This is a genomic window from Cognatundibacterium oligocarboniphilum (assembly GCF_013377855.1).
Taxonomy (GTDB): domain Bacteria; phylum Pseudomonadota; class Gammaproteobacteria; order Burkholderiales; family Burkholderiaceae_D; genus Undibacterium; species Undibacterium oligocarboniphilum.
The window spans coordinates 154,429-180,356 of record NZ_JABXYJ010000006.1 but is presented as its reverse complement, the minus strand read 5'-3'; the positions used below and the strand labels follow the sequence as shown (position 1 = coordinate 180,356).

Genomic DNA, 25,928 nt, shown 5'->3' with positions numbered 1-25,928 from the left:
GCTTAGTGCTTATGTAATCCGCCCATCAGCAGGCCGATGCGGGTCGCATCAAATTCTTCTACTTTCAGTTCGCCGGTAATGCAGCCACCGGACATCACCAAGATGCGGTCAGCCAGCGCGCGGACTTCTTCGAGTTCCACTGACACTAACAGGATGGCGACACCGGCATCGCGCATCGCCAGCAAGCGTGCGTGCAGGCTCTCTATGGTGCCGATATCGACACCGCGTGTTGGCTGGCCGACCAGCATCAGTTTGGGTGACGATGCCATTTCGCGCGCCATCACCACTTTTTGCTGATTACCACCAGACAGCAGGGCGATGCGCAAATGCGGGTCGGCCGGGCGCACATCAAATTTGCTCAGCAGTTCGTTACAGGTTTTTAGTATGGTTTTGTAGTCGAGCAGGCCAAAGGCTTTGCCCAGCTTTTTCTGGTAACCGAGAAAGCTGTTCATCATCACCGAAAAATTCTTCACAACCCCGTCACGCAAACGGTCTTCCGGGACGTGGGCAATACCAAGCTCGCGGAAAGTCGCCGGCAGGCCGTCAGCATCCTTGCGGCCCGCAAATGGCAGTGGTTTTCCTTGCATGCTGACGGTGCCGCTGCTCGGCAGATGCATACCGCTCAGCACTTCCAGCAGTTCGCTTTGTCCATTGCCGGAGACGCCAGCGATGGCGACGATTTCTCCGGCGCGGATATTGAAATTCAGATCTTTGAGCAGGCTGACTTGCTGCGCATTGATCAGGTTCAGACCCTTTACATCGAGCACCGTTTCACCTGGCGCATACGGTGCACGCGGCAGATGTGTTTCGATAGGGCGACCCACCATCAGTTCAGCCAGTTGTTCTTTATTAGTGTTTGCTGTCTGCACAGAACCGACGACGGTACCCGCGCGCATCACGGTTACTTCGTCGGTGATGTCGAGAATTTCCTGCAGCTTGTGAGTAATCAGAATGATGGTTTTGCCCTGCTCTTTGAACAGGCGCAAGACGGCAAACAGCGAGGCGGTTTCCTGTACCGTCAGCACCGCGGTCGGCTCATCCAGAATCAGGATGTTCGCGCTGCGATAGATCTGCTTCAGGATTTCTACTCTTTGCTGAACCCCGACGGATAAATCTTCTATCTTATCGAGCGGATCGACGTCGAGTGAATAGCGCTGACAGATGTCACGCAATTGCTGCTCAAGCTGCTTACGGTTTTTTTGCAGACGGAAGCCACCTTCGCTGCCCAGCATCACATTGTCGAGCACGGTCATGTTCTCGACCAGCATAAAGTGCTGATGCACCATGCCGATTCCGAGATCGATTGCCTCATGGCTGTTGCGGATATCGTGTTGCTGGCCATTGATGAGTAATTTGCCACTATCTGCGCGATAGTAGCCGTACAGGATACTCATGAGCGTGGACTTGCCCGCACCATTTTCGCCGATGACACCGTGGATTGATCCTTCCGCAATGGAGAAGCTCACATCGCGATTGGCTTGTACCGCACCAAAGCGTTTGGAGATGTGTTGAAATTCGACTGCTGGCTGCATACGTTCAGGATGTTAGGTTCGGCGAAGAAGGGGCATGATTCGGAATCAGGGGTGACGACGCAATGCGGGGCGCATCATCTGCGCCCCGGCAAGGAATATGTCGTCAGACCGGACACTTGTTGGCATCGCGGAAATCAACTACTTTCACTTTACCGCTGATGATGTCCTGCTTGGCGGCATTGACACGCTTTTCCATATCCGCACTGACCACACTGCGGTTATCCTTGTCCAGCGCCCAGTCCACACCGCCTTCTTTCAAACCTTTATAGGCGACGCCGGCTTTCCAGTTACCGTTTTTCATTTGCATGAAACTGTCATAAATGACCTGATCGACGCGCTTGACCATGGATGTCAGCATGCTGCCCGGATACATGTAATTCTGATTCGAGTCAACGCCGATAGCGAGCTTGCCTTTTTCTTTGACGGCCTGCAGAGTACCCATACCGCTGCCACCCGCTGCTGCAAAAATCACATCGACGCCGCGTTCAAACTGGGCTCGTGCCAGTTCACCGCCTTTGGCAGGGTCATTCCATGCGGAGGTAGTGGTGCCGACCATATTCTGCACGATCTCGACTTTGGCATCCGTTGCTTTGACGCCCTGCACATAGCCGCAGGAGAAATTGCGGATCAGTGGAATATCCATGCCGCCGATGAAGCCGACTTTTTTCGATTTGCTGGCAATCGCTGCTGCCACGCCGACCAGATAAGAGCCTTCCTGTTCTTTAAACAGCACTGAACTGACGTTATCGCCTTTGGCGACGCCATCGATCAGAACGAATTTTGTGGCAGGAAATTCTTTGGCGACATTCTGGACTGCCTGTGCCTGGGCAAAACCGATGGAGGCGATCAGATCGACTTTTTTACGCGCCAGATTGCGTAATACCTGTTCAGTCTGGGTGTCGCTGGCGACCTGAACTTCCATGAAGCCGATCTTGGTTTCTTTTTTAAAGCGTTCCGCACCTTCGGAAGCAGACTGGTTGAAAGATTTATCAAATTTACCACCTGCATCGTAAATCACTGCAAACTTCGGATCTGCGGCATAAACACTGGCTGCTGTGAGCAGACCAGCCAGAGTCAGGCAGAATGGTTTAAGTTTCATGAGAGCTTCCTTATTCAGAGATCATTCAGTGAAAACAGCTGGTAGAAAACGATGGTCAGCGGGATGGTCATTTCACGCTTGCTTTCACCAGCCTAACATGGAGCGGTGCGGCTTCACTTCATGCGGGAAAAATTTTATCAAATACAGCAACGGGCCCTGAAATCCGTTGAGACGGCTTCAGGCGGCCTGACGGGCCGCCATGAAATCCAGCACTTCCTGACGTTGCGGAATCGATGTCTGCGCACCGAGCCGGGTCACCGTCAGTGCGGCGGTGTATTGCGCTTCACGGCTGGCGTCAGCAATGCTGAGACCATTCGCAATGCCGACGGCGAATGCGCCGACAAAAGTATCGCCCGCTGCTGTGGTATCGACCACATTCACTTTAATCGCTGGAATAAACTGGCATTCACCCGTCTGCGCAATCAGTGCGCCATGACCGCCCATCGTCAGCAACACGGCACCAGTTCCGAGCGCCAGCAGTTTTTCTGCCGCATAACGGGCGCTGGTCTGGTCGGTCACTTCGATCTGGCTCAGTTGGGTGGCTTCCGTTTCGTTCAGGATCAGGTAATCGACCTGCGCCAGCAAAGCAGGATCAAGATCCTGCGCCGGTGCCGGATTCAGGATCACCTTGACTCCGGTGTCGTGCGCGATCTGGATGGCATGGGTGACGCTTGCCAAGGGTATTTCGAGCTGGCACAGCAGCATGCCGGCATTGCAAATCGTATCGCGGGCGGCTTCAATCTGGGCAACCGATACGCTGGCATTGGCACCGGCGGCCAGCACGATACTGTTGTCCCCGCCGTCTTCAACCAATATGCCGGCGACGCCGGTCGCTACTCCGGCAACCCGCGTCAGATAACGCAGATCAATTCCCTCAGCTGCCAGCGTCTGGCGTGAAACATCACCAAAACCGTCGTCACCGACTGCGCCAATGAAGCTGACGTCAGCACCTTGCCGGGCGGCAGCCACTGCCTGGTTGGCACCTTTACCGCCTGGAATCTGCCGGAACTCATGACCGTGCAAAGTTTCGCCTAAAGCGGGCATGCGCGGTGTGCGGAAAACCAGATCCATGTTGACGCTGCCGGCTACTGTGATGCGTGGCTTCATGATACTTTTTTCTCAATATTAGAAGGTGCGCAATCGTTTGCGCAATCGTTTTCGTATTTAACTATGGGCTACTTCCGCTCGTCAAGCGATTCCCGGATTTTTGGTGAAATTTTGTGCAATCCGGTGTTCGGCCGGAGCAGAAAAATCAGACGACGGGCACTGTATTTTTGTTCTACCGTATCAGAAGAGCGTGCGAGATTGTCGGGCAGACAGACGGTGCTGTCAAATAGGAATTGGATCATGCCGTTTGCCGGTATCGCATGAGAAATATTTTGGCGTTTGAGCGGGTAATTTCAGCAAGAAATGATCAAAAGAGTGGCAAGAAACTGGCAAGAAACCCTTTTGGCTGCCAGGTATACCTGATCGTGTCAGGTTGGTGCGACCTGAGGTGCAGAGGTCGATGAGAATCGGATGTTAAATTTAACAAGAACAAAAGTTTATTTTTTAAAACAATTGTTTTATTGCTGAGTAGTGAATAAGATGTTCCCTGCACAAATGTTACGCTCAGCCTCGATGAGCGGCGGATCGACAAGGGGTTTCATGAAAGCGGAAACGAATAAAGAACAGATTCTCGCATTGATACAGGCAAATCCTTACCTCAGTCAGCAAGAGCTGGCGACGCATCTGAGCCTGTCGCGCTCTGCCGTGGCTGGCTATATCGCACAACTGACCAAAGAGGGGCGGATTCTGGGACGTGCCTATGTATTGCCGGATCACCGTACTTTTCTGTGTATCGGCGGTGCAAATATTGACCGGAAACTCAGGCTGTCCGCCAGTTTGCAGAACGGAACTTCAAATCCGGTCGTGCAGCGTGAATCCTTCGGCGGCGTGGCACGGAATATTGCGGAAAATCTGGCGCGGCTGGGAGGTCTTTGCAGTCTGTTGAGCGCGGTTGGCGATGATGCTGCCGGCCAGTCCTTGCTGAAACATGCCGGGGCACTGGGCATCCAGACGGAACACAGTCTGATTCTGCCCGGTGCAGCCAGCGGCACGTACACCGCTGTGCTGAATCCTGCGGGGGAAATGGAAATGGCGTTTTCCGAGATGGAACTTTGCAGCGCCCTGACTCCGGAGATATTGCAGCAACGGCAGAGCGGACTGGCTGCCGCAGTGATGCTGATTGCCGATCTGAATTTATGCCGGGCCAGTATCAGTTTTTTACAGGAAGAAGCCAGACGCACCGTCAAACCACTGATTCTGATCGCGGTTTCCCTGCCGAAGATGGTGCATTTACCCGATGATCTGCAGGGTGTGCGTTTGCTGATTTTAAACCGTTCTGAGCTGGAGCAGCGCGCAGGGCGGCATTTGCCGGATGTCGCCAGCCTGGCACAGGCCTGCGGGCATCTGCAGCAGCAAGGCGTGGAAGATGTGCTGGTCAGCCTGGGGGCGCAGGGTGTCGGGATGACGAACCGGCGCGCCGGGCAGGGTTTTGGCATACTCCCGGCCTTGCCAGCGGCGGTACAGGATGTGACGGGAGCTGGTGATGCTTTTTCTGCCGGTGTCTGCTGGTCATTGCAACGGGTGCCGGATGATTTGCACCTGGCCTGCCAGCGAGGCCTGCAATTGGCTGCTTACACGATACAAACCGAGACCACGGTTGCTGCGGCAATCAACCCTGCTATTTTTGATGAGGAATCCTAATGCAATCTTATCTGGTATTTTCTGATGAAGTCCGTGCCGCAAAAATGACCGGTAAACCGGTTGTGGCGCTGGAGTCGACCATCATTTCACACGGGATGCCCTATCCGCAGAATGTGCAGACGGCCAGGGAGGTCGAGCAGATTATTCGCGAACAGGGGGCGGTGCCTGCGACGATCGCGGTCATGGAGGGAAAAATCCATATCGGTTTGTCAGATGCCGACCTGATCCGTCTGGGGCAGTCTGCCGACGCCATTAAGGTGAGCCGTCGTGATCTGGCTTATGTGCTGGCAAGTCGTCAGCTGGGCGCCACTACGGTGGCGGCAACGATGATTTGCGCAGCGCTGGCGGATATCCAGGTCTTTGTGACCGGGGGCATAGGCGGGGTTCACCGTGGCGCGGAAACCAGCTTCGATATTTCCGCCGACTTGCAGGAGCTGGCGCAGACTTCGGTGGCAGTGGTCTGTGCCGGTGCCAAGTCTATACTCGATCTGGGTCTGACGCTGGAATATCTGGAAACGTATGGCGTGCCTGTAGTCAGTATCGGGCAGCGCGCGTTTCCGGCATTTTTTACGCGCGACAGCGGATATTCTGCGGATTTCCAGCTCGATAGCGCGGAACAGCAGGCCGATTTTATTCACACCAAATGGCAGCTGGGATTGCGTGGCGGTATTGTGATTGCCAACCCGGTGCCGGAAGAAGATGCGATGCCGCGTGCAGAGATTGAGCAGATCACCGTTCAGGCTTTGCAGGAAGCCGCGCAACAGGGAATTGGCGGCAAGGCGGTAACGCCATTTCTGCTGGCACGTATCAAGGAATTGTCGGGCGGCCGCAGTCTGGCGACGAATATTGCACTGGTTAAAAATAATGCCCGTGCCGGAGCGAAGCTGGCATGTGCACTGCATAAAAAACACTGACCGGGCGCTGTCCGGGTAGGACTGGATAATATTCAGGGTAAGGAAGGCGTCCGGGAGGGGGGCGGTGCGCCTGCATTCAGGGATAAAACACGCTGACATGGTAGCCTGCGGCTTTGAGTTTCGGTAATTCAAAAAAGAGTTTGATATTTTGTTCTGTACCCGGCGAAAAACCTTTACTGAGGTCGCTGCTGGCGGGTAAGTAGTCAGCTGGCTGAAATGCTTTTTGCAGGACGGCTTTGTCTTTGCTGTCATTCAGCACCAGTTCCACCACTGGCCATGCCTGCGCTGTTGCTGCGTGATTTTGTAATTGCATCACGAGTGAAAAAACGTTTTTATCCGGAGCCAGCGCCTGCAGTTCATTGGATTCAATGCTGATGGCATCGATTTGCGCGGGCAGACCAATCTGGCAGCGTAACAACTGGCAGACATGAGTCAGTACCGGCCGGGTCACCGGGAAAACAGCACTGAGCTGGATGCGGAAAAAATAGGCGGCCTGTGCCAACAGCAATGGCAGCAGTATCAGAATCATGAGCAGATAGGTCATGCGCAGCCATTTGCCATGACGCTGCTCTTTTTCGGCCTGCAGTACAAAATCAGGTTTATCGTCATCGGCTTCCGCATGGGAATCGTCATCTTCCCCCGGTAAAGTCTGCGCGCCGGACTGCAAAAGATCGTCGCCATGAAGGTCTGTCAGTTCATCGGTATTCGCGTTATCTTCGGCGGCATACGGAGTGGTTGTGACGGCGTGCAGCACTGGTCCGGCAGCAGCGATTGTTTCGCTGTCGCCCGCAGAAAGATCTTCGGTAGCGAGGTCGGCGACTGACCAGTCTATGCTGGGTTCATCCAGTAAAGCTGCCTTGGTTTCGAGTTCAACCTGTGCTGCAATGATTTCCACCGGTTGTTCCTGCAAGCTGGACAAGGTGCCTGCCGGATCTTCATCACCCAGTACAAAATCGAGTGAGGCAGACAAATCATGGGTGTCAGGCGCGCTGTTTGCAGCGGAACCGGCGTGTCCCTGGAATGTCTCTGCAGACTCTTCATGCATTGTTGCTGAAGCGGTTTTCCACACCTGCAGAGCGGGCTTATCCTTATCATTATCCTGCGTTTGAACTGGCGGAGTCGCCGGTATGCTGGCAGCAGCACGGGATGCTTCGGTGGCTGCGGGAGGGTTCTGGCGGATTTCCGGAGTGGCAGAAGATACCGTTGGCCGGACGACGGCTGATTGTTCCGCAGTATCCGGCGCAATGAGATGCTCGACACCGTTGAAAGTCTGCTGGCAGGCTCCGCAACGGACCAGCCCGGCATGCAGTTTCAGCTGATCATTGGCGACCCGGAACGTGGTCTGGCAATGAGGGCAGCGGGTGGCGAGCGCCATCTTGATCAGTCCGGCAAGCTGCCCGACAGCGCAACCCAGCCTTCATGTTCAGCCCAGACACTGAGTCTGATGAAGGGCGCATAGGCTGCCGCGACTTCTTCCGCCTGGCGTGCCAGCACGCCGGACAAAATCAGCGAACCGCCGGCCGCAACCCGGCCGGCCAGCATCGGCGCCATCAGTTTCAGCGGGCTGGAGAGAATGTTGGCAACCACCACGTCAAATTTTTCTGATGCCGGATGGGCTTCGCCAAAGGCTTCCGGCAGCGCATATTCGATCTGACACTGATTGCGCTCTGCGTTGAAATGCGCTGATTCTATGGCCTGCGGATCGATGTCTACCCCGATCACGCTGCGGGCGCCGAGCTTGCTGGCGACCATCGCCAGAATGCCGGAGCCACAGCCGTAGTCGAGCACTGTTTTCTGTGCTGGCGCATGGGCTTCCAGCCATTCCATGCAGAGGCGGGTAGTCGGATGACTGCCGGTGCCAAAGGCCAGCCCCGGGTCGAGTTCGAGCACCAGCGCGGTCGGATCCGGGACATCGTGCCAGCTTGGTACGACCCAGATATTTTTACCGATATGAATCGGTGCGAACTGCGATTGTGTCAGCCGTACCCAGTCCTGCTCCTCAACTGTGCGTACCGTGTGTGACGGCGCTTCGGCCAGTCCGATGGCCGCCGCTGCTTCAGCCACGATGGCCTGATGATCACTGTCTTTTTCTGCCAGTGCCACGACGCGACTGCGGTCCCAGGCGGCTTCTTCCGGTTCCATGCCCGGTTCGCCGAAAATAGGTTTTTCGTTGGCGGTGCCTTCGTCCGCATCTTCCACCGATACCGATAATGCGCCAGCATCCATCAGGGCATCCGACAGCGGTTCTGCCTGCTCACGCGCTACTTCAATAATAATTTCTATCCAACCCATTATCCGGCTCTTTCTGTGCAACGGCCCCGCTGTTAAGCAGGGCCATCACGGTCATGACTGCTGATAATAACTTACTTGTTTTTCTTGGCCAGATCCGGCATGTCTGCCAGTTTGTGCTCAAGGTAGTGAATATTGGTGCCGCCTTCAATGAAGCGGGCATCAATCATCAGTTCCCGATGCAGCGGGATATTGGTCTGTATGCCTTCAACCACCATTTCCGATAAAGCAATCTGCATCCGGCGGATTGCCTGCTCACGGGTTTCGCCGTAGGCAATAACTTTACCGATCATGGAGTCATAATTCGGCGGCACGAAGTAGCCTGCATAAGCGTGAGAATCAACGCGGATGCCAGGGCCGCCCGGCGTGTGCCAGGAGGTGATGCGGCCGGGGGATGGGATGAATTTAAACGGATCTTCCGCGTTCACCCGGCATTCGATCGCATGGCCTTTCAGCGTGACTTCGCTCTGCTTGAAACGCAGTTTTTCATTGAATGCAATCCGGATCTGCTCCTGCACGATATCGATGCCGGTAATCATTTCAGTGACCGGATGCTCAACCTGCACGCGAGTGTTCATTTCGATGAAATAAAATTCGCCGTTTTCATACAGGAATTCAAACGTACCGGCGCCACGGTAACCGATCTTGCGGCAGGCTGCCGCGCAGCGGTCGCCGATTTTTTCGATCAGCTTACGCGGAATGCCGGGAGCCGGCGCTTCTTCAATTACTTTCTGATGGCGGCGCTGCATGGAGCAGTCGCGTTCGCCAAGCCAGATCGCATTGCCATGCTGATCGGCCAGAATCTGGATTTCCACGTGACGCGGATTTTCCAGGAATTTTTCCATATAGACTTCCGGGTTGCCGAATGCTGCACCGGCTTCCGTCTTGGTCATGGTGACTGCATTGAGTAAGGCTGCTTCGGTATGCACCACGCGCATGCCACGGCCACCGCCGCCGCCGGCAGCTTTGATGATGACCGGATAGCCGACTTTGCGGGCGGTCTGGACAATCACTTTCGGATCATCCGGCAATGCACCTTCCGAACCTGGTACGCATGGCACACCGGCTGCGATCATGGCATGTTTGGCAGAAACTTTATCGCCCATCATGCGGATCGATTCGGCGCGTGGACCAATGAAGACGAAACCGGATTGCTCAACGCGCTCGGCGAAGTCCGCATTTTCCGACAGGAAGCCATAGCCAGGATGAATCGCCTGCGCGTCGGTGACTTCAGCGGCGCTGATGATCGCGGGCATGCTCAGGTAACTCAGATTCGATGGAGCAGGGCCGATACAGACAGATTCGTCAGCCAGCTTCACATATTTTGCTTCGCGGTCTGCTTCAGAGTGCACGACCACGGTTTTGATGCCCATTTCGCGGCAGGCGCGCTGGATACGGAGCGCGATTTCACCTCGATTGGCGATAAGAATTTTTTCAAACATGATTTAACTTTGCGGTGGCAATGGTTACAACGGAAGGCGTCCGGGACCTCAGGTACGGCAGCCCGGATTAGCCAATCACGAATAGCGGCTGACCGTATTCAACAGGCTGACCATTTTCCACCAGAATCTGTTTAATCGTGCCTTCGAAATCGCTTTCAATTTCGTTCAGCAACTTCATTGCTTCGATGATGCACAGCGTATCGCCCTTGCCGACACTCTTGCCGATATCGGCGAATGGGGCAGCACCCGGGGCAGAAGAGCGGTAGAAAGTTCCGACCATAGGAGACTTGACGATATGACCTTCCGGCACTGCCGGTGCCGCGGCAGCAACCGGTGCAGCAGCGACGGGCGCGGCAGCCTGGTGTGCCTGTTGCGGCATCATGACTACTTGATTCTGGGGCATTGCAGAGGATTTGACGATACGGACTTTACCTTCACCTTCAGTCACTTCGAGTTCGGCGATATCCGATTCTGCCACGAGGTCGATCAGGGTTTTGAGTTTTCTTAAATCCATGTGGAGCCCCTTTGAAAAAGGTAATTTTGAATGAACGGAAGCGCAATATAGAACGATTTAATCGTTCTGGCAATGACGCTTAAAGTTTGATTGTACATCAAAATAAGCGGAAATTGTTTAATAATGCGCGAAGATAAAAGGAGTTAAAGATTTTTTATGCAAAAATCAATGGCGAGCCGGTAGCCGTCGGTGCCGAAACCGCAGATGACGCCACGAGCGATGTCAGACAGGAAGGAGTGATGCCGGAATGCTTCTCTCTGATGGATGTTGGTGATGTGGATTTCAACAAAAGGAATCGCGACTGCTGCCAGCGCATCGCGCAGCGCCACACTGGTGTGTGTGAGGCCGCCTGGATTGATGATGATGGCATCGATGGCTTCGCTGCGGGTCGCGTGAATGCGGTCGATCAGCGCACCTTCGTGGTTGCTCTGGAATGTGGTCAGTGTTACGCCTGCGACTGTTGCCTGCGCCTGGGCGGCAGTTTCCACTTCGCTCAGAGTGATTGCACCGTACTTGGCGGGCTCACGGGTGCCGAGCAGATTCAGATTCGGGCCATTCAACAGCAGCAGTTTGCTTGCCATAGTCATGTTTGATTTGACGAAGATGGCCGCATTTTGCCGTCATTAACAGCAGATTGGCAAGGAAAAATCGACTTACTTTGATTTTTCCGCAGAAAATTTGGCGATGTCGGCGCGCAGTGCATCCATTTTCAGGCGACCCAGATAGCTTTTGGCAACCTTCCCATCCGGGGTGATCAGGACGGTGAAGGGTAGTCCGCCTGCCTGATTGCCGAGCTGGCGGGATAGTTCGCTGCCTTCCAGTCCGGCAACCAGCAGCGGGTAGCTGATACTGTACTTTTTGGCAAATTCCGAAATATTCGACGGACTGTCGATGCCCAGACCGACGATCTGCACTGGCTTGCCGGATAATTCGTGTTGCAAGGCGGATAATTCCGGCATTTCCTGTACGCAGGGCGCGCACCAGGTTGCCCAGAAGTTAACCACGAGCAACTGGTTTTTCCAGCTTGAAAGTGATTGCCGCAGTCCATTGCTATCAGGGAATTTTTTACTCATGACCTGGCGGACTGCGCTGCTTTCCGGTGTGTCGGGTGTGGTTTGCAGGTTGCCGGCATAGATGCCGAGTCCTGTGAAGCTGAGTCCCAGCAGGATGGCGCCTGCAAATTTTTTATTAATCAGTTCCATAAGAATTTTCCGCAGAGTGAAGACTATCGCTGATCAGCGCGCGCAGGGCTTGCAGGTTGGCGCGTTCCTGGTTTTTCCCCTGCCGGATCGCATCCTGTCCCTGCAATACCAGATGCACGCCCTCTTTCCCGCGCATGAAGCTCAGTGTTTCAATACTGTCATGCCGATGGTTGAAGCTTTCTGATACCTCGAATTCAATATCCTGATTCAGCAGGTAGATCGCGACATCTTTGGTATTGTCAGCATAAAGATGCAGGTAGATGTCTGAATGCGGGCCCGCGGTGCCGTTCAGCACCGCACCGACCAGATAGGGGTTGAAGCGTTCCAGTTCTTCCATCAGATCCGCCGCCAGCTGACGCAGCTGCAGCAGGCGCTGTGGCTGGGTGTCGCCAAAAAACAGCGCATGGTATTCCCGTACTTCCTGTTCGATCTGTGCATTATCGGGCAGGATATCGCCTCTGGGTTTCTGGTTGCCGAGCAATTGGCGCACCGCTTTTCGCTTGGCGGTGGCGTAATCCGCTCCGTCTTCGGCGATCATGCGCGCTGCCAGCATCGCGATTTCTGTACGCAGGGCTTCGGCTTCATTGGGATTGTGAATCATCATGGATGCATCATAACCTAACATCTGTTCCTTTGTGCATACGGAAACCGGGCAGCACTCAGGTAGAATTGCGGGATTCTGAAATTGATTGAAATTATGCATATTCATATCCTCGGTATTTGCGGCACCTTCATGGGAGGGCTGGCAGTTCTGGCCAAAGAGGCGGGGCATACGGTGACTGGCTGCGATGCCAATGTTTATCCGCCCATGAGCACGCAGCTCGAAGCGCAGGGCATCACCCTGACACAGGGATTCGGTGCAGAGCAGATCGCACTGGAGCCGGATCTGTACGTTGTCGGCAATGTGGTGTCGCGTGGCAATCCGCTGATGGAGGAAATCCTGAACCGCGGCCTGCCTTATGTGTCCGGACCGCAATGGATGGGTGACCATATCCTGCGCCACAAATGGGTGCTGGCGGTAGCTGGTACACATGGTAAAACCACCACATCCGCCATGCTGGCCTGGATACTGGAATACGCCGGTTATGCGCCGGGCTTTCTGATTGGCGGCGTGCCACTGAATTTCGGTATTTCAGCCCGCCTGCAGGGAAATCACGCTTCGGATTTTTTTGTGATCGAGGCGGACGAATATGACACGGCTTTTTTTGACAAGCGCAGTAAGTTTGTGCACTACCATGCGAAGACTGCCATCCTGAATAATCTGGAATACGATCATGCCGATATTTTTCCGGATGTGGGAGCGATCGAGACGCAGTTTCACCACCTGGTGCGCACCGTGCCCGGCGTCGGACGTCTGATCGTCAATGGTCACAACGATGCGCTGCAACGTGTGCTGCAGCGAGGTTGCTGGAGCGAGAAAGAATTTTTCGGCAGCGATCAGCAGTGGCACATCAGACTGAAAGACGGTGAGGATTTCGACGTATTTTTCGATGAGAAATATCAGGGAACGGTGCAATGGCAGCTGAATGGCGAACACAATCGCCAGAACGCGCTGGCCGCGATTGCGGCAGCCCGCCATGTCGGCATCAAACCTGAACTCGCCATCGAAGCGCTGGCGCATTTCGTGAACGTGAAACGGCGCATGGAAGTGCGCGGCGTCGAAGACGGTGTGACCGTGATCGACGATTTCGCACACCATCCGACGGCTGTCGCGACCACGATTGCGGGGCTGCGGCGCAAAGTCGGCGCAGCACGCATTCTGGCTGTGCTGGAGCCGCGTTCCAACACCATGAAGCTGGGGACAATGAAACAGGCTTTGCCGGGCAGTCTGGCGCAGGCTGACCGGGTATTTGGTTTCGGCGCGACCGAAGGCAAGGATGCGCTGGGTTGGGATCTGGCGGCCGCACTGGCGCCGCTGGGAGATAAAGTGGCCTGTTTCCATACAATTCCTGAACTGGTGCAGGCCATTGCGCAGCAGGCGCAGGCGGGCGATTATGTGCTGATTATGAGCAATGGTGGCTTCGGCGGCGTGCATCAGAAATTGCTCGACCGGCTGCATCAGCGGGCTGCGGCCGGAGTTGTGGCAGCATGATTTTGTATCTGCACGGATTCCGCTCCTCTCCCCAATCCTACAAGGCACGGCTCATGCAGCAGGAGATGGCGCGTCGCGCACGCAGTGCCGAATGGCATTGCCCGGCGCTGTCACCTTCTCCGGCGCAGGCGATGCTGCAGGCGGAAGCCATTCTGCAAACTGCCGCAAACTGCGCTGCCATCAGCATCATCGGCTCTTCGCTGGGCGGTTATTATGCGACCTGGCTGGCAGAAAAATACGGCTGTCGCGCGGTTTTGCTCAACCCTGCAGTCAAGCCGCCGCGCGATCTGGAAAGCTACGTCGGGGTGACGACTTATTATCACAGTAACGAGCGTTTTGAATTCAAGCCGGAATACGTGGACGAATTGCGGGCGCTGGCGGTGTCGCAGATTACCCGTCCGGCACGTTATTTCCTGCTGGCGGCCACTGGCGACGAGGTGCTGGACTGGCGTGAAATGGTTGCCCATTACCCCGGTGCACGGCAGCATATTATTCAGGGCAGCGACCACGGCATTGCGGAGTTTGCAGATTATCTGCCGGAAGTTATGGCTTTTTGTGATGCGGATGATGCTTGCGATGCGTGATTCGTCAACAATGAAACCGGTGCTCAATATTTTACCGGTCACCATCCCGCAACCCGGGGCAATGCAGCCGCGCCACCGTGCGGCGGGGCAATGGTTCAGTCATGTGCAGACGGTCGATCAGCGGCGCAGCATGCAGGACTGGCTGACCAACCGCGACTCGCTGACCGCCAGGCTGGTGGCGCGTTGCGGACAGTTCCGCGTACAGCGCTTGTCACAGCACAAGGCGTTGTGCCTGACGGACGAGTATGCTGCGCTGGGACTGGCACGGGTGGAAAAAGTGCATCAACGCGAAGTGATTTTGCGTTGCGACGGCGAGGCGATGATTTATGGCCATACCGTCGTGCCATTGACCGCAACTGCCGCGCAGTGGCCTTTATTCCGCGGACTGGGAGAGCGCTCGCTGGGCAGCACTTTATTTAACGATCCGCTGGTTGAGCGCGGGCGTTTGTCGTTTGCCCGGCTGCATGCACAACATCCGCTGATGCGGCGGATCCGCGCGGTGCTGCCGCAGATACAGGCCGCCAGCCTGCCGGCACGCCGCTCTCTGTTCTGGCGTAAGGGGGCTTGCCTGCTGGTAACTGAAGTGTTTTTGCCCGCGGTGCTGACCTTGCCGGTTTTACTGTCGGCGCCGGAGTCAGACTGAACGGATCGGATACAACGAAAAGCACAAAGGCACAGAATAAAAACACAGCGCCGCAACAGCGCATTAACGTAAAAGCATATTAAATATACTAGAGGGGAGTATATTTTTTTGCCCTGATTAATCGGGGTCATCAAGGCAATTTTGACAGATACTCCTCATAAAACCTGGTTTTTCCAGGCCGGACTGACATAGAGACAAAGAAGTTTGCATGAATTTATTTTTTGAAGAATCAGGTGATTTTAAAGCTGGCACAGTGTTATCGCAGGCAGGCGAGGCGTATCAGGTCGAGCTCGCCAGCGGCAAGCGCACCAAGGTTAAGGCCAAGGATGTACTGCTGCAATTCACCGCGCCCGATCCGGTCACGCTGATCGAACAGGCCAAAGCTGCGGCGGCAGAAGCTGATCTTGGTTTTTTATGGGAAGTCGCCGGGCAGGAAGAATTCGGTTTTGCTGAACTGGGTGCCGAATACTTTGGTCATGTCCCGCAGCCAGTGGAAGCGGCGGGCCTGATTCTGGCGCTGCACCAGGCACCGGTATATTTCTACAAAAAAGGCCGTGGCCGCTACAAGGCCGCACCGGAAGCTTCGTTGCAGGCTGCTCTGGCCGGTATCGAAAAAAAGAAACAGCAATTGCTGGTGCAGGCGGCTTATGTGGAAGAACTGAAGCAGCACCGCCTGCCGGACGCGATGAAACCGCTGGCACTGGCGCTGCTGTTCAAGCCCGACAAAAACAGCATCGAATATAAGGCGCTCGCCGAAGCCTGTGATGTCCTGCAGACCAGCGCTCCGCGCCTGATGCTCGAAACCGGCGGCATTGCCAGCCCCAAACATCTGCATCTGGCGAAATTTCATTTCGAGCATTTTCCGAAAGGCACAGGATTTCCGACAGTGCCTTTGCCGGTCTTGCCGGATGATCTGCCGGTGGCAGATGTGCAGGCATTCTCGATCGATGATGTGACCACCACAGAAATCGACGACGCATTTTCAGTGACCGAACTGGGTGACGGCACCGTGCGCATCGGCATCCATATTGCTGCGCCGGGGCTCGGCATCCAGCGCGGCGACGCACTGGACCAGATCGCCCGTGCCCGCATGTCCACCGTTTACATGCCCGGTGACAAGATCACCATGCTGCCGGATGCACTGGTCGATATCTACACGCTGGGCGCAGGTCAGGTACGGCCTGCCTTATCGCTGTATGCAACGCTGAACAGCGCAGACTGGAGTGTGATCAGCACCGACACCCGGGTTGAAGCGATACCGATGGCATCGAATCTGCGTCACAATGATCTCGATACCGTCGTGACGGAAGACAATCTGGCTACTGGCAGCAGCGATTATCCGCACAAAGCCGAAATTGCCCGCATCTGGCAATGGGCCCTGGCGTTGGAAAAAGGCCGCATGGCCAAGCGCGAGAGTTTCGGCATGCGCCCTGAGCAGACCAACCGCGTTGATTTCAATTTCTATGTCGAAGACGACGTGGTCAGCATCGTCCGTCGCCAGCGCGGTGCGCCGCTCGATAAAATGGTGGCGGAGCTGATGATTTTTGCCAACAGCACCTGGGGCAAGCTGATGGCCGACCACGGCATTCCCGGCATTTACCGTGCTCAGGGCGTTGCCGGCGGGCGCGGGCAGGGCGGCTGGGCGGCGCGTATGCAGGTACGCATGCTGACGCACGCGGCGCCGCATCAGGGGCTGGGCGTCGATCAGTATGCCTGGAGCACCTCGCCGCTGCGACGCTATACCGACCTGATCAACCAGTGGCAGATCATTGCCTGCATCCAGCACGGTGTGACTGCGCCGCTGGTGGCGCCTTTCAAGCCGAAAGATGCCGATCTGTTTGCGATTGTCTCCGGTTTCGACGCTGCCTATGCGGCCTATGCAGACTTCCAGAGCAATATGGAACGCTATTGGTGTCTGCGCTGGCTGGCGCAGGAAAACGCACGCCAGGTTGATGCGGTCGTGCTGAAAGACGAAGTGCTGCGGCTGGTGGAGATTCCGCTGATCGTCCGTCTGGCGGGCATGCCGCAGACAGCGCGCGGCGCGCAGGTAAAACTCGATATTCTGCGCTGGGATGAAGTTGATCTGAGTGTCGAGGCGCGTCTGCTGGAGGTACTCAGCAGCGTCACCGAGCTGGGTGACGATGACGAACTCGATTCCGAGCTCGATGCCGTGCTGGAAAATGATGCGGCTGCCGATATCGAGTTGATCAATGGCGAGCCGCATCAGCCAGCGACGGAAGCGGATGAGACTTCTGCTGCCCCCGATGATCAGACGGAAAACGATGCCACGGAAGACGCGGCATGGCAGACCGCGCAACCGGCCATGCCGCCAGCCAGCCCATGAAATCCGTGTTTGACCGCCTGATTCTCAGTATCGCCGTCACCATCTCGCTGGTGGTGCATGCGGCGCTGTTGCTGATCCATTTCGTGATGCCGAAGCCTGCGGAAACGCAGGCCGCAGATCCTGGCCTGGAAGTCATTCTGGTGAATGCGCGGCATGACAAAAAACCGTTGAAAGCCGATGCGATGGCACAGGCTGATCTGGATGGCGGCGGAGCGCATGACAGCGGCCGCAGCAAGTCGCCGCTGCCTGATATGCAGCGCACCGAAGACGGCGATAACGTCCGTGCAGCGCAGCGGCGGATTGCAGAACTGGAGCAGCAGCAGCAGCAATTGCTCGATCAGGCCAAACGCCGAGCGAATTTCCGTTTGCCGCAACAGGAGAAAAAACGTCTGGACGACAGCCGCGAATCCAGCAAGGGACAGGATGATCTGGACACGTCCAAAGCGCTGGCGCGCATGGCGGCAGAAATTTCTCAAACCATCGAAGATCAAAATAAACGTCCGCGCAAAACTTTCATCACGCCGAGCACCCAAAAGGTCGGCTATGCAACCTATTACAAGGAATTGCAAAAGCGCATCGAAGATTTCGGTACGGTGAATTTCCCGCAGAAAGACGGTAAAAAACTGTATGGCGAGCTGATCGTTTATATCCCGATTTTTCAGGATGGCACCATCTACGAAAAAGAAGGCGGACCACGGATTGAAAAATCCTCAGGCAGCAAGGCGCTGGATAAGGCCGCGCTGCGCATCGTGCGTCACGCCGCGCCGTTCGGAAAATTTCCGCAAAACATGCGCTCTACCGACAAGGATGATCTGTGGGTGGTGATTACCCGCTTTAAATTCACCCGCGATCAGCAACTGGAAACCGAGTTGCGCGGAGGAAAAAATTGAATTCTGCAACAACCGAAAAAGACCGCTACGTCGTGATCGGCAATCCGGTTACGCATAGCAAATCTCCGGCAATCCATGCTGCTTTTGCGGCGCAGACCGGGCAGCAGATGGATTATCAGCGCCTGCTGGCACCGCTCGATGGGTTTGCGGCCAGCGTTCGCGCTTTCCGCGCGCAGGGCGGTCTGGGTGCGAATGTCACGGTACCGTTCAAACTGGAAGCCTGTGCGCTGGCGACCAGGCTGACCCCGCGTGCGGCGGCAGCCGGTGCGGTCAATACACTCCAATTCAGCGATACCCAGATTCTGGGGGATAACACCGACGGCATCGGCCTGGTCACCGATATTGTGCAGAATGCCGGTGTGGCTTTGCGCGGCAAGCGTATTCTGCTGCTGGGCGCCGGCGGCGCTGCCCGCGGCGCGGTGTTGCCGATGCTGGAACAGCAGCCGGCGATGCTGGTGATCGCCAACCGGACCGTCAGCAAAGCGCAGGAGCTGCAGCAGCTCGCCAGTGCTGATGCCGCAGCGCAGGCGGTACGGACAGTGGTCACGGCATGCCGTTTTGAGGAAATACCGGGGCACTTCGATGTGATCATTAACGCCACCTCCGCCAGCCTGCAGGATGCGGTTCCCATGCTGCCTGCCGGCGTCATGGACGGACGGACGCTGGCTTACGACATGATGTACGGTGCGCAGCCAACTGCTTTTCTCCGCTTTGCGGCACAGCATGGCGCACAATGCCGCGACGGATTGGGAATGCTGGTGGAGCAGGCGGCAGAAGCATTTGCGCTGTGGCGCGGCGTGCGGCCGGACACCGCCGGAGTGCTGCAGCAGTTGCGCGCCGGTTTGCAGAGCGCTGCGGAGCAACGATGAAACTGCTGCGCCGTTTATTGTTCTGGCTGATCGGGGTGCCACTGCTGCTCCTGCTGTTGCTGCAGGCATATTTCCTGATTCAGATTGGCTGGTGGGTGAATTTCAATCCTGATTCGACCAGCTTTATGCGTCAGCAACTCAGTATCCTGCAGGAGAAAAATCCGGATGCGAAATTACAGCATCAGTGGGTGCCTTATCAACGGATTTCAAATTATCTGAAGCGCGCCGTGATTGCTTCGGAAGATGATAGTTTCGTCGATCATGAAGGCGTGGACTGGGAAGCGATGCAAAAGGCCTACGAAAAAAATCAGAAAAAAGGCAAGGTGGTGTCCGGTGGCTCCACCATCACCCAGCAGCTGGCAAAAAATCTGTTTTTGTCCGGCCAGCGCAGTTACCTGCGTAAAGGCCAGGAGCTGATCATCAGCTACATGCTGGAAGCCTGCATGAGCAAACAGCGGATTCTGGAAATCTATCTGAATTCCGTAGAATGGGGTGTCGGCGTGTTTGGCGCCGAGGCGGCTGCGCACCACTATTACGGTATCAACGCCGCCAGCCTTAGCGCACCGCAGGCGGCGCGGCTGGCAGTGATGTTGCCAAAACCCAGATATTTTGATAAAAACCAGGGCTCTGCATATTTGCAGCGACGGACTGAATTGATTCTGAAACGAATGAATAGTGCGGAGTTACCATGAATCTGAACAAACAACGCGGCCTGAGCCTGATCGCGATCTCTGTGATTTTTATGTTGCTGGGTCTGGTGGCGATGGGATTTTTGTACACCATCCGCTACGGCCATCTGCCGATGCAGGATGTCTGGGCGCGCTGGGGAAAATCTGCCAATGTGATTGGCAGCGAACTGAAAAATGCTTCCGGCGTCAAGGACCTGAGTCTGCCGGTATTACCGGATGATGATAAGCGACGCATCGTGACCGTGGAATCCGGTGCCCGGAAATGCATCGTGCATGGCAAAACCGTGTATTCGGATACGGAATGCACCGACAGTAATCCCACCAGTAAGAATGTGAAACTGCACGATACGCAGGGCTTCGTCCGGCCAGCAGTGCAGGCTGACGAGCATGTTGCCAGCGGCAGTGCGGAAGAGATGCATTTGCAGATGCTGGACAAAGCGATACAGAAAGCCCAGAAATAACCGGGCTTCAACGTCACCAGCAAGAAGGATTGGAATTATGGCAGCAGTCAGCATCGATCATTACAATCTGCGTAGCGACCGGGCCATGATGGCTGTGCTGCGCGATTTCTATTGCCGTTACGTCGGTTTGCAAAACGGTCCGCGCGCAGCACTCAACAGTTTCGGATACTGGCTGTATGCCGGTGCGCAGCCTGTGCTGCATCTGTCTGAACTGAGACCGGGTGAAGCGCGGCAGACCGCGCAGCCCACCACGTTTGATCATGTTGCTTTTGAATGCGCTGATTTTGAGCAGATGCTATCGGTATTGCAGCAGGATGGTATTGCATACCGTCTGTCAGAAATACCGCCTTCAGACGGATTCGTGCACCAGCGTCAGATTTTCCTGAAAGACCCGGCAGGCAACGGTATCGAGCTGAATTTTCATACACCGTCCTGACCCGGCCCGTTCATGTCGTTGGTATCCGTACCTCTGCATTCAGATAAAAAAGCCAGGCAACCGCCTGGCTTTTTACTGTCTGCAGTATGGTTTAATCCTGTAATGCCGCAGTCAGGTCGCCAGCCGATGCGCGCACGCCGGGCAGCGGGGCGAGTTTGAAACGTCTGGTGATCAGTTTCAGGATCGATGTGGTGTCGTAAGGCGTGTTGTCCACATAGCCTTTTTTCGCATATGGTGAAATGATGATGGCTGGAATACGGTTGCCCGGTCCCCAGCGCTCCCCCTTTGGCGGTGCGACGTGATCCCAGAAACCGCCGTTTTCATCGTACGTGACCACAATCAGCATATGTTTCCATTGCGGGCTGGCCTGCAGCTTTCTGACCAGCGCAGCGATATGCGCATCGCCCGACATCACATCGGTGTAACCGGGATGTTCATTCAGTTCACCTTGTGGTTTGTAGAACGCCACCTGTGGTAAATGACCTTTCGCAATGTCATCAAAAAATTCCTGACCGTCTTTCAGGTGTTCTGCGCGATCCGGCGTGCCTGGTGCGAAGCGGGAGAAGTAGTTAAACGGCTGGTGGTGCGGCTGGAAATTGATCTTGCCGCCGTAAATCTGGCTGCGATCGTTCAGAGCCTGGTTCCAGCCGCCGGCATACCATTTCCAGCTGACTTTTTTCTCGCTTAGCGTATCGCCGATGCTGGTCTGTGTCTGCGGTGGCAGCGGATGCTTGCTGCTGTCAGCCAGCGCCGGGTTATTGGCTGGCGGGATGCCGCTCGGCTGATAAGTTGGCTGCAGCGTATTCACGCCGTAGCCGTCAGGCGTGACGGCGCCGTCCTGATACTGCGGCGCACCCGTCAGCGGATCCGTCGGTGAGCCGGCTTTGGTCAGCAGATTGCCGTTGGCATCGAGCTTGGCGCGCATGGAATCCGGTGCATCCTTGAAGACCGGCGTACAGGCGCAGGCCAGCCACATATGGTTCAGGAAGGAGCCGCCGAAAGCGCCCATGAAAAAATTGTCGGCCAGCGTGTATTCCTGGGCGATTTTCCACATCGGCAGCGAAGAGCCGTCGTAGTGGCCCATCGAAAGGCCGCCGGCATCCGAGATCGCTGCAAAGCGGTCATTCTTGCCGCCGTTGATCTGCATCTGATTCTGGTAGAAGCGGTGCACCAGATCATTGGTCGCTTTGTTCAGCGGCTGATTGATGGGCGGAGCATCGATGCTGAAAGGCATATTCGGCAAGCCTTGCGGGATATCCTTGTTTGCTACGCCGGGTTTATCCCAGGTCGGCGGTAATTGCGGCAGCACTTTGCCGTTCATATCGGTTTGCAGATAACTCTGTTCGACAAATGCCCGGCCAATACCGTTCGCGCCGGGGAACAGGCCGTACAGATTGTCGAAGCTGCGGTTTTCGCCGTAGATCACCACGATGTTCTGGATTTTATCGAGACTACCTGCAGCCTGCGCTGCCGGAGCCCACGCCGCAGCCAGCAAGGCTGGAATCAGGAGGTGTTTCATATCAACTCTCATTCAATAAAAACGGTCATTTTATGCAGTTTTGATGAAGCAATGATGACTTGCGAGGCGGAATCGCGTTTGTCAGTACCCCATTTACACTTCGTTACTTACCGGTGTGCTCAGTGCGCCTCTTCCCAGTTTTTACCGATGCCGACTTCTGCCAGCAACGGTACATTCAGCTGTGCCACACCCGCCATCAATTCCGGCAGCCGGCGTCTGACCAGTTCCAGTTCCGGTTCAGGGACTTCAAGCACCAGCTCGTCGTGTACCTGCATGATCATTTTGGATTGCAACTGTTCGTTTTCCAGCCAGTTTTGCACCGCGATCATGGCGAGTTTAATCAGATCGGCGGCTGTACCCTGCATCGGAGCATTGATCGCGGCACGTTCTGCCGCCTGACGGCGCGGACCGTTCGGACTGTTTATTTCTGCCAGCCACAGGCGGCGGCCAAATACCGTCTCCACGTAACCATGTGCCTTGGCCTTTGTGCGTGTGTCGGCCATGTATTGCGCCACACCGGGGTAGCGCTGGAAGTATTTGTCGATATAGCTTTGGGCGGCAGCACGTTCGATTCCCAGATTGCCGGCGAGACCAAATGCGCTCATGCCGTAGATCAGCCCGAAGTTGATCACCTTGGCATAGCGCCGCTGTTCGCTGCTGACCTCGGCAGTGGTCACACCGAAGATTTCCGAGGCGGTGGCCTTATGTACGTCTTCGCCATCGGCAAACGCTTTTAACAGACTGGCGTCACCGGAGATATGCGCCATGATGCGCAACTCGATCTGCGAATAATCGGCAGACACAATCACGCTGCCGGGAGGAGCGATGAAGGCTTCGCGGATGCGGCGCCCTTCTGCGGTGCGCACCGGGATATTCTGCAGATTCGGATCATTCGATGCCAGACGGCCAGTGACTGCCACGGCCTGCGCATAATTGGTATGCACACGGCCGGTAAGGGCATTCACCATCTTTGGCAGCTTGTCGGTGTAGGTTGATTTGAGTTTGGCGAGGCCACGGTATTCGAGCAGGATTTTAGGCAGCGGATAATCTTCCGCCAGTTTCTGCAACACTTCCTCATCGGTTGACGGCGCACCGGACGGCGTTTTCTTGACGACCGGCAGACCGAGTTTGCCAAAGAAAATTTCCCCCAGCTGTTTCGGTGAATTCAGATTGAATGGCTGTTCTGCGAGTTCGTAGGCTTTTTGTTCCAGCTCCAGCAGGCGTTTGCCGATTTCATTCGACTGGGTTGCGAGCAGATCCGGATCAATCCGCACACCATTGCGTTCTATCTTTTGCAGCACGACAGAAGTCGGCAGTTCGATATCGTGGTACACGCGCAGCAATTTCGGATCAGGTTCAATTTCCGGCCACATGGCCAGGTGTAACTGCAATGTGATGTCGGCGTCTTCCGCCGCATAGTCGGTTGCCTTGTCGAGTTCAACCTGTCCAAAACCGATCTGCGCGGCACCCTTGCCGCAGACTTCTTCAAAACTGATGGTTTTTTTGCCGAGGTGACGCAGCGCCAGGCTGTCCATGTCATGGGATTTATGCGATTCAAATACATACGATTCCAGCAGCGTGTCATGTACGATGCCGCGTAATGTGACGCCATGATTGGCAAAAATATGCGCATCGTATTTCAGGTTCTGGCCGACTTTGGGCTTGCTGGCATCTTCCAGCCACGGTTTGAGCCGTTCCAGCACCAGTGTCCGCGACAGCTGTGCTGGCGCCGCCGGATATTCATGGGCGACCGGTATATAACAGGCCTGTCCGCTCTCGCAGCATAATGAAATGCCGACCAGTTGCGCTGTCATCGGTTCCAGCGAGGTGGTTTCGGTATCTACGGCGGTCAGCGTCGCTGTCTGGATGCGCGACAGCCAGTTGTCGAGCGCTGCCTCGGTCAGGATGGTTTCGTACTCACGGAGAGTGGCAGAAGCAGGTGCATCCTCCTGAAACAGTCCAGCCTGTGCCGGTGTATTTCCGGCAGGTCTGGCCGCTGATTTCAATGGTGTGGCGCCGGCCGTCACATCGCCGGAGAGTTCACGCAGCCAGGTTTTAAAGCCGTAACGCTGGAAAAAAACGAGCAGGTCTTCCTTACTTTCTTCTTTCGCGATCAGAGAATCTGCAATCGAAATATGGTGTGCTGATAAATCGCAATCGGTCTTGACGGTAATCAGCATCCGGCCTTGCGGCAGCCAGTCCAGCGCGGCGCGCAGATTGTCGCCGACCACGCCTTTGATCTGTGCTGCATTGGCCATGACGCCGTCCAGCGTATCGTATTCGGACAGCCATTTCACGGCAGTCTTCGGCCCGCATTTGGTGACACCGGGTACATTATCGACCGTGTCCCCGATCAGGGTCAGGTAATCGATGATGCGGTTTGGCGGCACGCCGAATTTTTCCAGCACACCGGCTTCATCAAGTTTTTCATTGCTCATGGTATTGATCAGCGTCACGCGGGGATTGACCAGCTGCGCCAGATCCTTGTCACCGGTTGAAATCACGGTATCGAGCCCCCGCGCTGTCGCCTCCACTGCGAGCGTACCGATCACGTCATCGGCTTCCACACCTTCCACCATCAGGATCGGCCAGCCCATTGCCCTGACTGCTTCGTGTATCGGTTCAATCTGCAAACGCAAATCGTCCGGCATGGCGGCGCGCTGCGCTTTGTATTCGGGATACAGGTCGTCACGGAAAGTCTTGCCTTTTGCGTCGAATACGCAGGCCATGTATGCTGCCGGATAATCATGACGCAAACGGCGTAACATATTGATCATGCCGTAGATGGCACCGGTCGGTTCGCCTTGCGGATTCCGCAGATCGGGCATGGCATGAAAGGCACGGTACAGATAGCTGGAGCCATCGACTAACAACAGGGTATTTTGCATATGAACGGAAACAGAAAAAATGTGACAAGGTTGCGCCAGATTATCGACCAGGACAGGGCGACTGCGCTGAAAGCCCGCGAATCATGGCATATGTTCACGATTATGGCAGAGTTTATCGAGTCCACCGAGCGGCTTTCCTCGATCCGGCCTGCCGTGACGATTTTTGGGTCAGCCAGAACCAAACCCGAAGATGCTTATTATCAACAATGCGTGGATGTGGCGCGCCGCCTGTCGGATGTCGGCTTTGCGGTCATTTCAGGTGGTGGTCCCGGCATCATGGAAGCCGCGAACAAGGGCGCGTTTGACGGCGCTTCACCGTCGGTAGGGCTCAATATTGAATTGCCGCACGAACAGCGCAGCAATCCCTGGCAAAACATCACGCTGACCTTCCGCCATTTTTTTGCCCGTAAAGTCGCTTTTGTCAAATATGCTGATGCCTATGTCGTCTTTCCCGGTGGTTTTGGTACGATGGATGAAGTCAGTGAGGTTCTGACGCTGATGCAGACCGGAAAGACCCGGCATATTCCGGTGATTCTGGTGGGGACAACATTCTGGAGCGGGCTGTTGGAATGGATACGGGTACAGATGGCAGGCAACGGCATGATCTCGCCGTCTGACCTGAATCTGGTGCAGCTGATTGATGAGCCTGCGCACATCGTGGATGCGATTTTTGCTTTTTATGAAGCCCGCGAGATTGAACCGTCCGAGGAAGAACGGCAGCGCATGCTGTATCTGTAACGACCGCTATCTCGCCGGCAGACATGGTTGGAATT

24 protein-coding genes are annotated in these 25,928 nt (G+C 55.6%); 12 read left to right on the top strand and 12 right to left on the bottom strand.

All coding sequences use genetic code 11. The features are described 5' to 3' along the window. Positions 1-2 precede the first annotated feature (2 nt). The 3 genes from HV832_RS12090 to rbsK form a co-directional block, all read right to left on the bottom strand. On the bottom strand, positions 3-1,532 hold the full coding sequence (locus HV832_RS12090; protein ID WP_176804100.1) for an ABC transporter ATP-binding protein: 1,530 nt from the start codon (positions 1,530-1,532) through the stop codon (positions 3-5). A gap of 103 nt (positions 1,533-1,635) precedes the next feature. Further along, positions 1,636-2,631: a BMP family lipoprotein gene (locus HV832_RS12085; protein WP_176804099.1), complete on the bottom strand. Its 996-nt coding sequence runs from the start codon at positions 2,629-2,631 to the stop codon at positions 1,636-1,638. Positions 2,632-2,808: 177 nt separating this feature from the next. Further along, entirely contained in the window at positions 2,809-3,738 is a 930-nt protein-coding gene (gene rbsK, locus HV832_RS12080) for a ribokinase (RefSeq protein WP_176804098.1), read from the bottom strand. A gap of 540 nt (positions 3,739-4,278) precedes the next feature. On the opposite strand from rbsK, the gene HV832_RS12075 reads away from it, so the two are divergent. Continuing rightward, the gene (locus HV832_RS12075; protein ID WP_176804097.1) at positions 4,279-5,379 is read left to right on the top strand and encodes a carbohydrate kinase; all 1,101 of its coding nucleotides are present in this window, start codon (positions 4,279-4,281) and stop codon (positions 5,377-5,379) included. After that, a complete protein-coding gene (locus tag HV832_RS12070) occupies positions 5,379-6,293 on the top strand; it encodes a pseudouridine-5'-phosphate glycosidase (protein WP_176804096.1) in 915 nt (304 codons plus the stop codon). Before HV832_RS12075 ends, HV832_RS12070 begins: the two co-directional genes overlap by 1 nt. A 76-nt stretch (positions 6,294-6,369) precedes the next feature. Here the strand turns inward: HV832_RS12070 and HV832_RS12065 are convergent, their stop codons facing one another. From HV832_RS12065 to HV832_RS12035, 7 genes are all read right to left on the bottom strand, one after another. Next, positions 6,370-7,668, bottom strand: coding sequence for a DUF3426 domain-containing protein (locus HV832_RS12065; protein WP_176804095.1), 1,299 nt, complete (start codon positions 7,666-7,668; stop codon positions 6,370-6,372). Positions 7,669-7,673: 5 nt separating this feature from the next. Then, positions 7,674-8,585: a 50S ribosomal protein L11 methyltransferase gene (gene prmA, locus HV832_RS12060; protein WP_176804094.1), complete on the bottom strand. Its 912-nt coding sequence runs from the start codon at positions 8,583-8,585 to the stop codon at positions 7,674-7,676. Between the two features lie 71 nt (positions 8,586-8,656). Continuing rightward, positions 8,657-10,024: an acetyl-CoA carboxylase biotin carboxylase subunit gene (gene accC / locus HV832_RS12055; protein WP_176804093.1), complete on the bottom strand. Its 1,368-nt coding sequence runs from the start codon at positions 10,022-10,024 to the stop codon at positions 8,657-8,659. Positions 10,025-10,091: 67 nt separating this feature from the next. Next, the gene (gene accB / locus HV832_RS12050; protein WP_176804092.1) at positions 10,092-10,538 is read right to left on the bottom strand and encodes an acetyl-CoA carboxylase biotin carboxyl carrier protein; all 447 of its coding nucleotides are present in this window, start codon (positions 10,536-10,538) and stop codon (positions 10,092-10,094) included. Between the two features lie 143 nt (positions 10,539-10,681). Next, positions 10,682-11,119 carry a type II 3-dehydroquinate dehydratase gene (aroQ, locus tag HV832_RS12045; protein ID WP_176804091.1) on the bottom strand — a complete coding sequence of 146 codons (438 nt, stop codon included), beginning with the start codon at positions 11,117-11,119 and terminating at the stop codon, positions 10,682-10,684. Positions 11,120-11,191: 72 nt separating this feature from the next. Further along, positions 11,192-11,740, bottom strand: coding sequence for a TlpA family protein disulfide reductase (locus HV832_RS12040; RefSeq protein ID WP_176804090.1), 549 nt, complete (start codon positions 11,738-11,740; stop codon positions 11,192-11,194). After that, positions 11,727-12,344 (bottom strand): hypothetical protein, encoded by a 618-nt coding sequence (locus HV832_RS12035; protein WP_176804089.1) that lies wholly within the window; start codon positions 12,342-12,344, stop codon positions 11,727-11,729. Before HV832_RS12035 ends, HV832_RS12040 begins: the two co-directional genes overlap by 14 nt. Before the next feature lie 93 nt (positions 12,345-12,437). Here HV832_RS12035 and mpl point away from each other — a divergent pair, with 93 nt between their 5' ends. The 9 genes from mpl (at position 12,438) to HV832_RS11990 (ending at position 20,748) form a co-directional block, all read left to right on the top strand. After that, the gene (gene mpl, locus HV832_RS12030; protein ID WP_176804088.1) at positions 12,438-13,832 is read left to right on the top strand and encodes a UDP-N-acetylmuramate:L-alanyl-gamma-D-glutamyl-meso-diaminopimelate ligase; all 1,395 of its coding nucleotides are present in this window, start codon (positions 12,438-12,440) and stop codon (positions 13,830-13,832) included. Next, the gene (locus HV832_RS12025) at positions 13,829-14,416 is read left to right on the top strand and encodes a YqiA/YcfP family alpha/beta fold hydrolase (protein WP_176804087.1); all 588 of its coding nucleotides are present in this window, start codon (positions 13,829-13,831) and stop codon (positions 14,414-14,416) included. Before mpl ends, HV832_RS12025 begins: the two co-directional genes overlap by 4 nt. Continuing rightward, positions 14,409-15,059: a chorismate--pyruvate lyase family protein gene (locus tag HV832_RS12020; protein WP_223827274.1), complete on the top strand. Its 651-nt coding sequence runs from the start codon at positions 14,409-14,411 to the stop codon at positions 15,057-15,059. The genes HV832_RS12025 and HV832_RS12020 overlap by 8 nt, the downstream gene beginning before the upstream one ends. Before the next feature lie 208 nt (positions 15,060-15,267). After that, on the top strand, positions 15,268-17,403 hold the full coding sequence (locus HV832_RS12015) for a ribonuclease catalytic domain-containing protein (RefSeq protein ID WP_176804086.1): 2,136 nt from the start codon (positions 15,268-15,270) through the stop codon (positions 17,401-17,403). Further along, on the top strand, positions 17,400-18,293 hold the full coding sequence (locus HV832_RS12010; RefSeq protein ID WP_176804299.1) for a TonB C-terminal domain-containing protein: 894 nt from the start codon (positions 17,400-17,402) through the stop codon (positions 18,291-18,293). Before HV832_RS12015 ends, HV832_RS12010 begins: the two co-directional genes overlap by 4 nt. After that, positions 18,290-19,162 carry a shikimate dehydrogenase gene (gene aroE / locus HV832_RS12005; protein WP_176804085.1) on the top strand — a complete coding sequence of 291 codons (873 nt, stop codon included), beginning with the start codon at positions 18,290-18,292 and terminating at the stop codon, positions 19,160-19,162. The genes HV832_RS12010 and aroE overlap by 4 nt, the downstream gene beginning before the upstream one ends. Continuing rightward, positions 19,159-19,854 carry a monofunctional biosynthetic peptidoglycan transglycosylase gene (gene mtgA, locus HV832_RS12000; protein WP_176804084.1) on the top strand — a complete coding sequence of 232 codons (696 nt, stop codon included), beginning with the start codon at positions 19,159-19,161 and terminating at the stop codon, positions 19,852-19,854. Before aroE ends, mtgA begins: the two co-directional genes overlap by 4 nt. Next, complete coding sequence (locus HV832_RS11995; protein WP_176804083.1) at positions 19,851-20,312, top strand: hypothetical protein; 462 nt, start codon at positions 19,851-19,853, stop codon at positions 20,310-20,312. The genes mtgA and HV832_RS11995 overlap by 4 nt, the downstream gene beginning before the upstream one ends. Before the next feature lie 37 nt (positions 20,313-20,349). Next, complete coding sequence (locus HV832_RS11990) at positions 20,350-20,748, top strand: VOC family protein (protein WP_176804082.1); 399 nt, start codon at positions 20,350-20,352, stop codon at positions 20,746-20,748. 91 nt (positions 20,749-20,839) lie between these two features. Here the strand turns inward: HV832_RS11990 and acpA are convergent, their stop codons facing one another. Further along, on the bottom strand, positions 20,840-22,267 hold the full coding sequence (acpA, locus tag HV832_RS11985) for an acid phosphatase (RefSeq protein ID WP_176804081.1): 1,428 nt from the start codon (positions 22,265-22,267) through the stop codon (positions 20,840-20,842). 119 nt (positions 22,268-22,386) lie between these two features. Then, complete coding sequence (polA, locus tag HV832_RS11980; RefSeq protein ID WP_176804080.1) at positions 22,387-25,155, bottom strand: DNA polymerase I; 2,769 nt, start codon at positions 25,153-25,155, stop codon at positions 22,387-22,389. On the opposite strand from polA, the gene HV832_RS11975 reads away from it, so the two are divergent. Further along, a complete protein-coding gene (locus HV832_RS11975) occupies positions 25,156-25,893 on the top strand; it encodes an LOG family protein (RefSeq protein WP_176804079.1) in 738 nt (245 codons plus the stop codon). The last annotated feature ends 35 nt before the right edge of the window (positions 25,894-25,928 follow it).

What these genes read in the sequence shown, in the direction of transcription:
- HV832_RS12010 (WP_176804299.1), top strand. Translation starts at nt 17,400, where the DNA reads ATGAAATCCGTGTTTGACCGCCTGATTCTCAGTATCGCCGTCACCATC.
- polA (WP_176804080.1), bottom strand. Translation starts at nt 25,155, where the DNA reads ATGCAAAATACCCTGTTGTTAGTCGATGGCTCCAGCTATCTGTACCGT.
- HV832_RS11975 (WP_176804079.1), top strand. Translation starts at nt 25,156, where the DNA reads ATGAACGGAAACAGAAAAAATGTGACAAGGTTGCGCCAGATTATCGAC.
- HV832_RS12070 (WP_176804096.1), top strand. Translation starts at nt 5,379, where the DNA reads ATGCAATCTTATCTGGTATTTTCTGATGAAGTCCGTGCCGCAAAAATG.
- HV832_RS12090 (WP_176804100.1), bottom strand. Translation starts at nt 1,532, where the DNA reads ATGCAGCCAGCAGTCGAATTTCAACACATCTCCAAACGCTTTGGTGCG.
- acpA (WP_176804081.1), bottom strand. Translation starts at nt 22,267, where the DNA reads ATGAAACACCTCCTGATTCCAGCCTTGCTGGCTGCGGCGTGGGCTCCG.
- HV832_RS12015 (WP_176804086.1), top strand. Translation starts at nt 15,268, where the DNA reads ATGAATTTATTTTTTGAAGAATCAGGTGATTTTAAAGCTGGCACAGTG.
- HV832_RS12085 (WP_176804099.1), bottom strand. Translation starts at nt 2,631, where the DNA reads ATGAAACTTAAACCATTCTGCCTGACTCTGGCTGGTCTGCTCACAGCA.
- aroQ (WP_176804091.1), bottom strand. Translation starts at nt 11,119, where the DNA reads ATGGCAAGCAAACTGCTGCTGTTGAATGGCCCGAATCTGAATCTGCTC.
- mtgA (WP_176804084.1), top strand. Translation starts at nt 19,159, where the DNA reads ATGAAACTGCTGCGCCGTTTATTGTTCTGGCTGATCGGGGTGCCACTG.
- HV832_RS12020 (WP_223827274.1), top strand. Translation starts at nt 14,409, where the DNA reads ATGCGTGATTCGTCAACAATGAAACCGGTGCTCAATATTTTACCGGTC.
- HV832_RS12025 (WP_176804087.1), top strand. Translation starts at nt 13,829, where the DNA reads ATGATTTTGTATCTGCACGGATTCCGCTCCTCTCCCCAATCCTACAAG.
- prmA (WP_176804094.1), bottom strand. Translation starts at nt 8,585, where the DNA reads ATGGGTTGGATAGAAATTATTATTGAAGTAGCGCGTGAGCAGGCAGAA.
- HV832_RS11995 (WP_176804083.1), top strand. Translation starts at nt 19,851, where the DNA reads ATGAATCTGAACAAACAACGCGGCCTGAGCCTGATCGCGATCTCTGTG.
- HV832_RS12065 (WP_176804095.1), bottom strand. Translation starts at nt 7,668, where the DNA reads ATGGCGCTCGCCACCCGCTGCCCTCATTGCCAGACCACGTTCCGGGTC.
- accC (WP_176804093.1), bottom strand. Translation starts at nt 10,024, where the DNA reads ATGTTTGAAAAAATTCTTATCGCCAATCGAGGTGAAATCGCGCTCCGT.
- HV832_RS12075 (WP_176804097.1), top strand. Translation starts at nt 4,279, where the DNA reads ATGAAAGCGGAAACGAATAAAGAACAGATTCTCGCATTGATACAGGCA.
- accB (WP_176804092.1), bottom strand. Translation starts at nt 10,538, where the DNA reads ATGGATTTAAGAAAACTCAAAACCCTGATCGACCTCGTGGCAGAATCG.
- rbsK (WP_176804098.1), bottom strand. Translation starts at nt 3,738, where the DNA reads ATGAAGCCACGCATCACAGTAGCCGGCAGCGTCAACATGGATCTGGTT.
- HV832_RS12040 (WP_176804090.1), bottom strand. Translation starts at nt 11,740, where the DNA reads ATGGAACTGATTAATAAAAAATTTGCAGGCGCCATCCTGCTGGGACTC.
- HV832_RS12035 (WP_176804089.1), bottom strand. Translation starts at nt 12,344, where the DNA reads ATGATGATTCACAATCCCAATGAAGCCGAAGCCCTGCGTACAGAAATC.
- mpl (WP_176804088.1), top strand. Translation starts at nt 12,438, where the DNA reads ATGCATATTCATATCCTCGGTATTTGCGGCACCTTCATGGGAGGGCTG.
- HV832_RS11990 (WP_176804082.1), top strand. Translation starts at nt 20,350, where the DNA reads ATGGCAGCAGTCAGCATCGATCATTACAATCTGCGTAGCGACCGGGCC.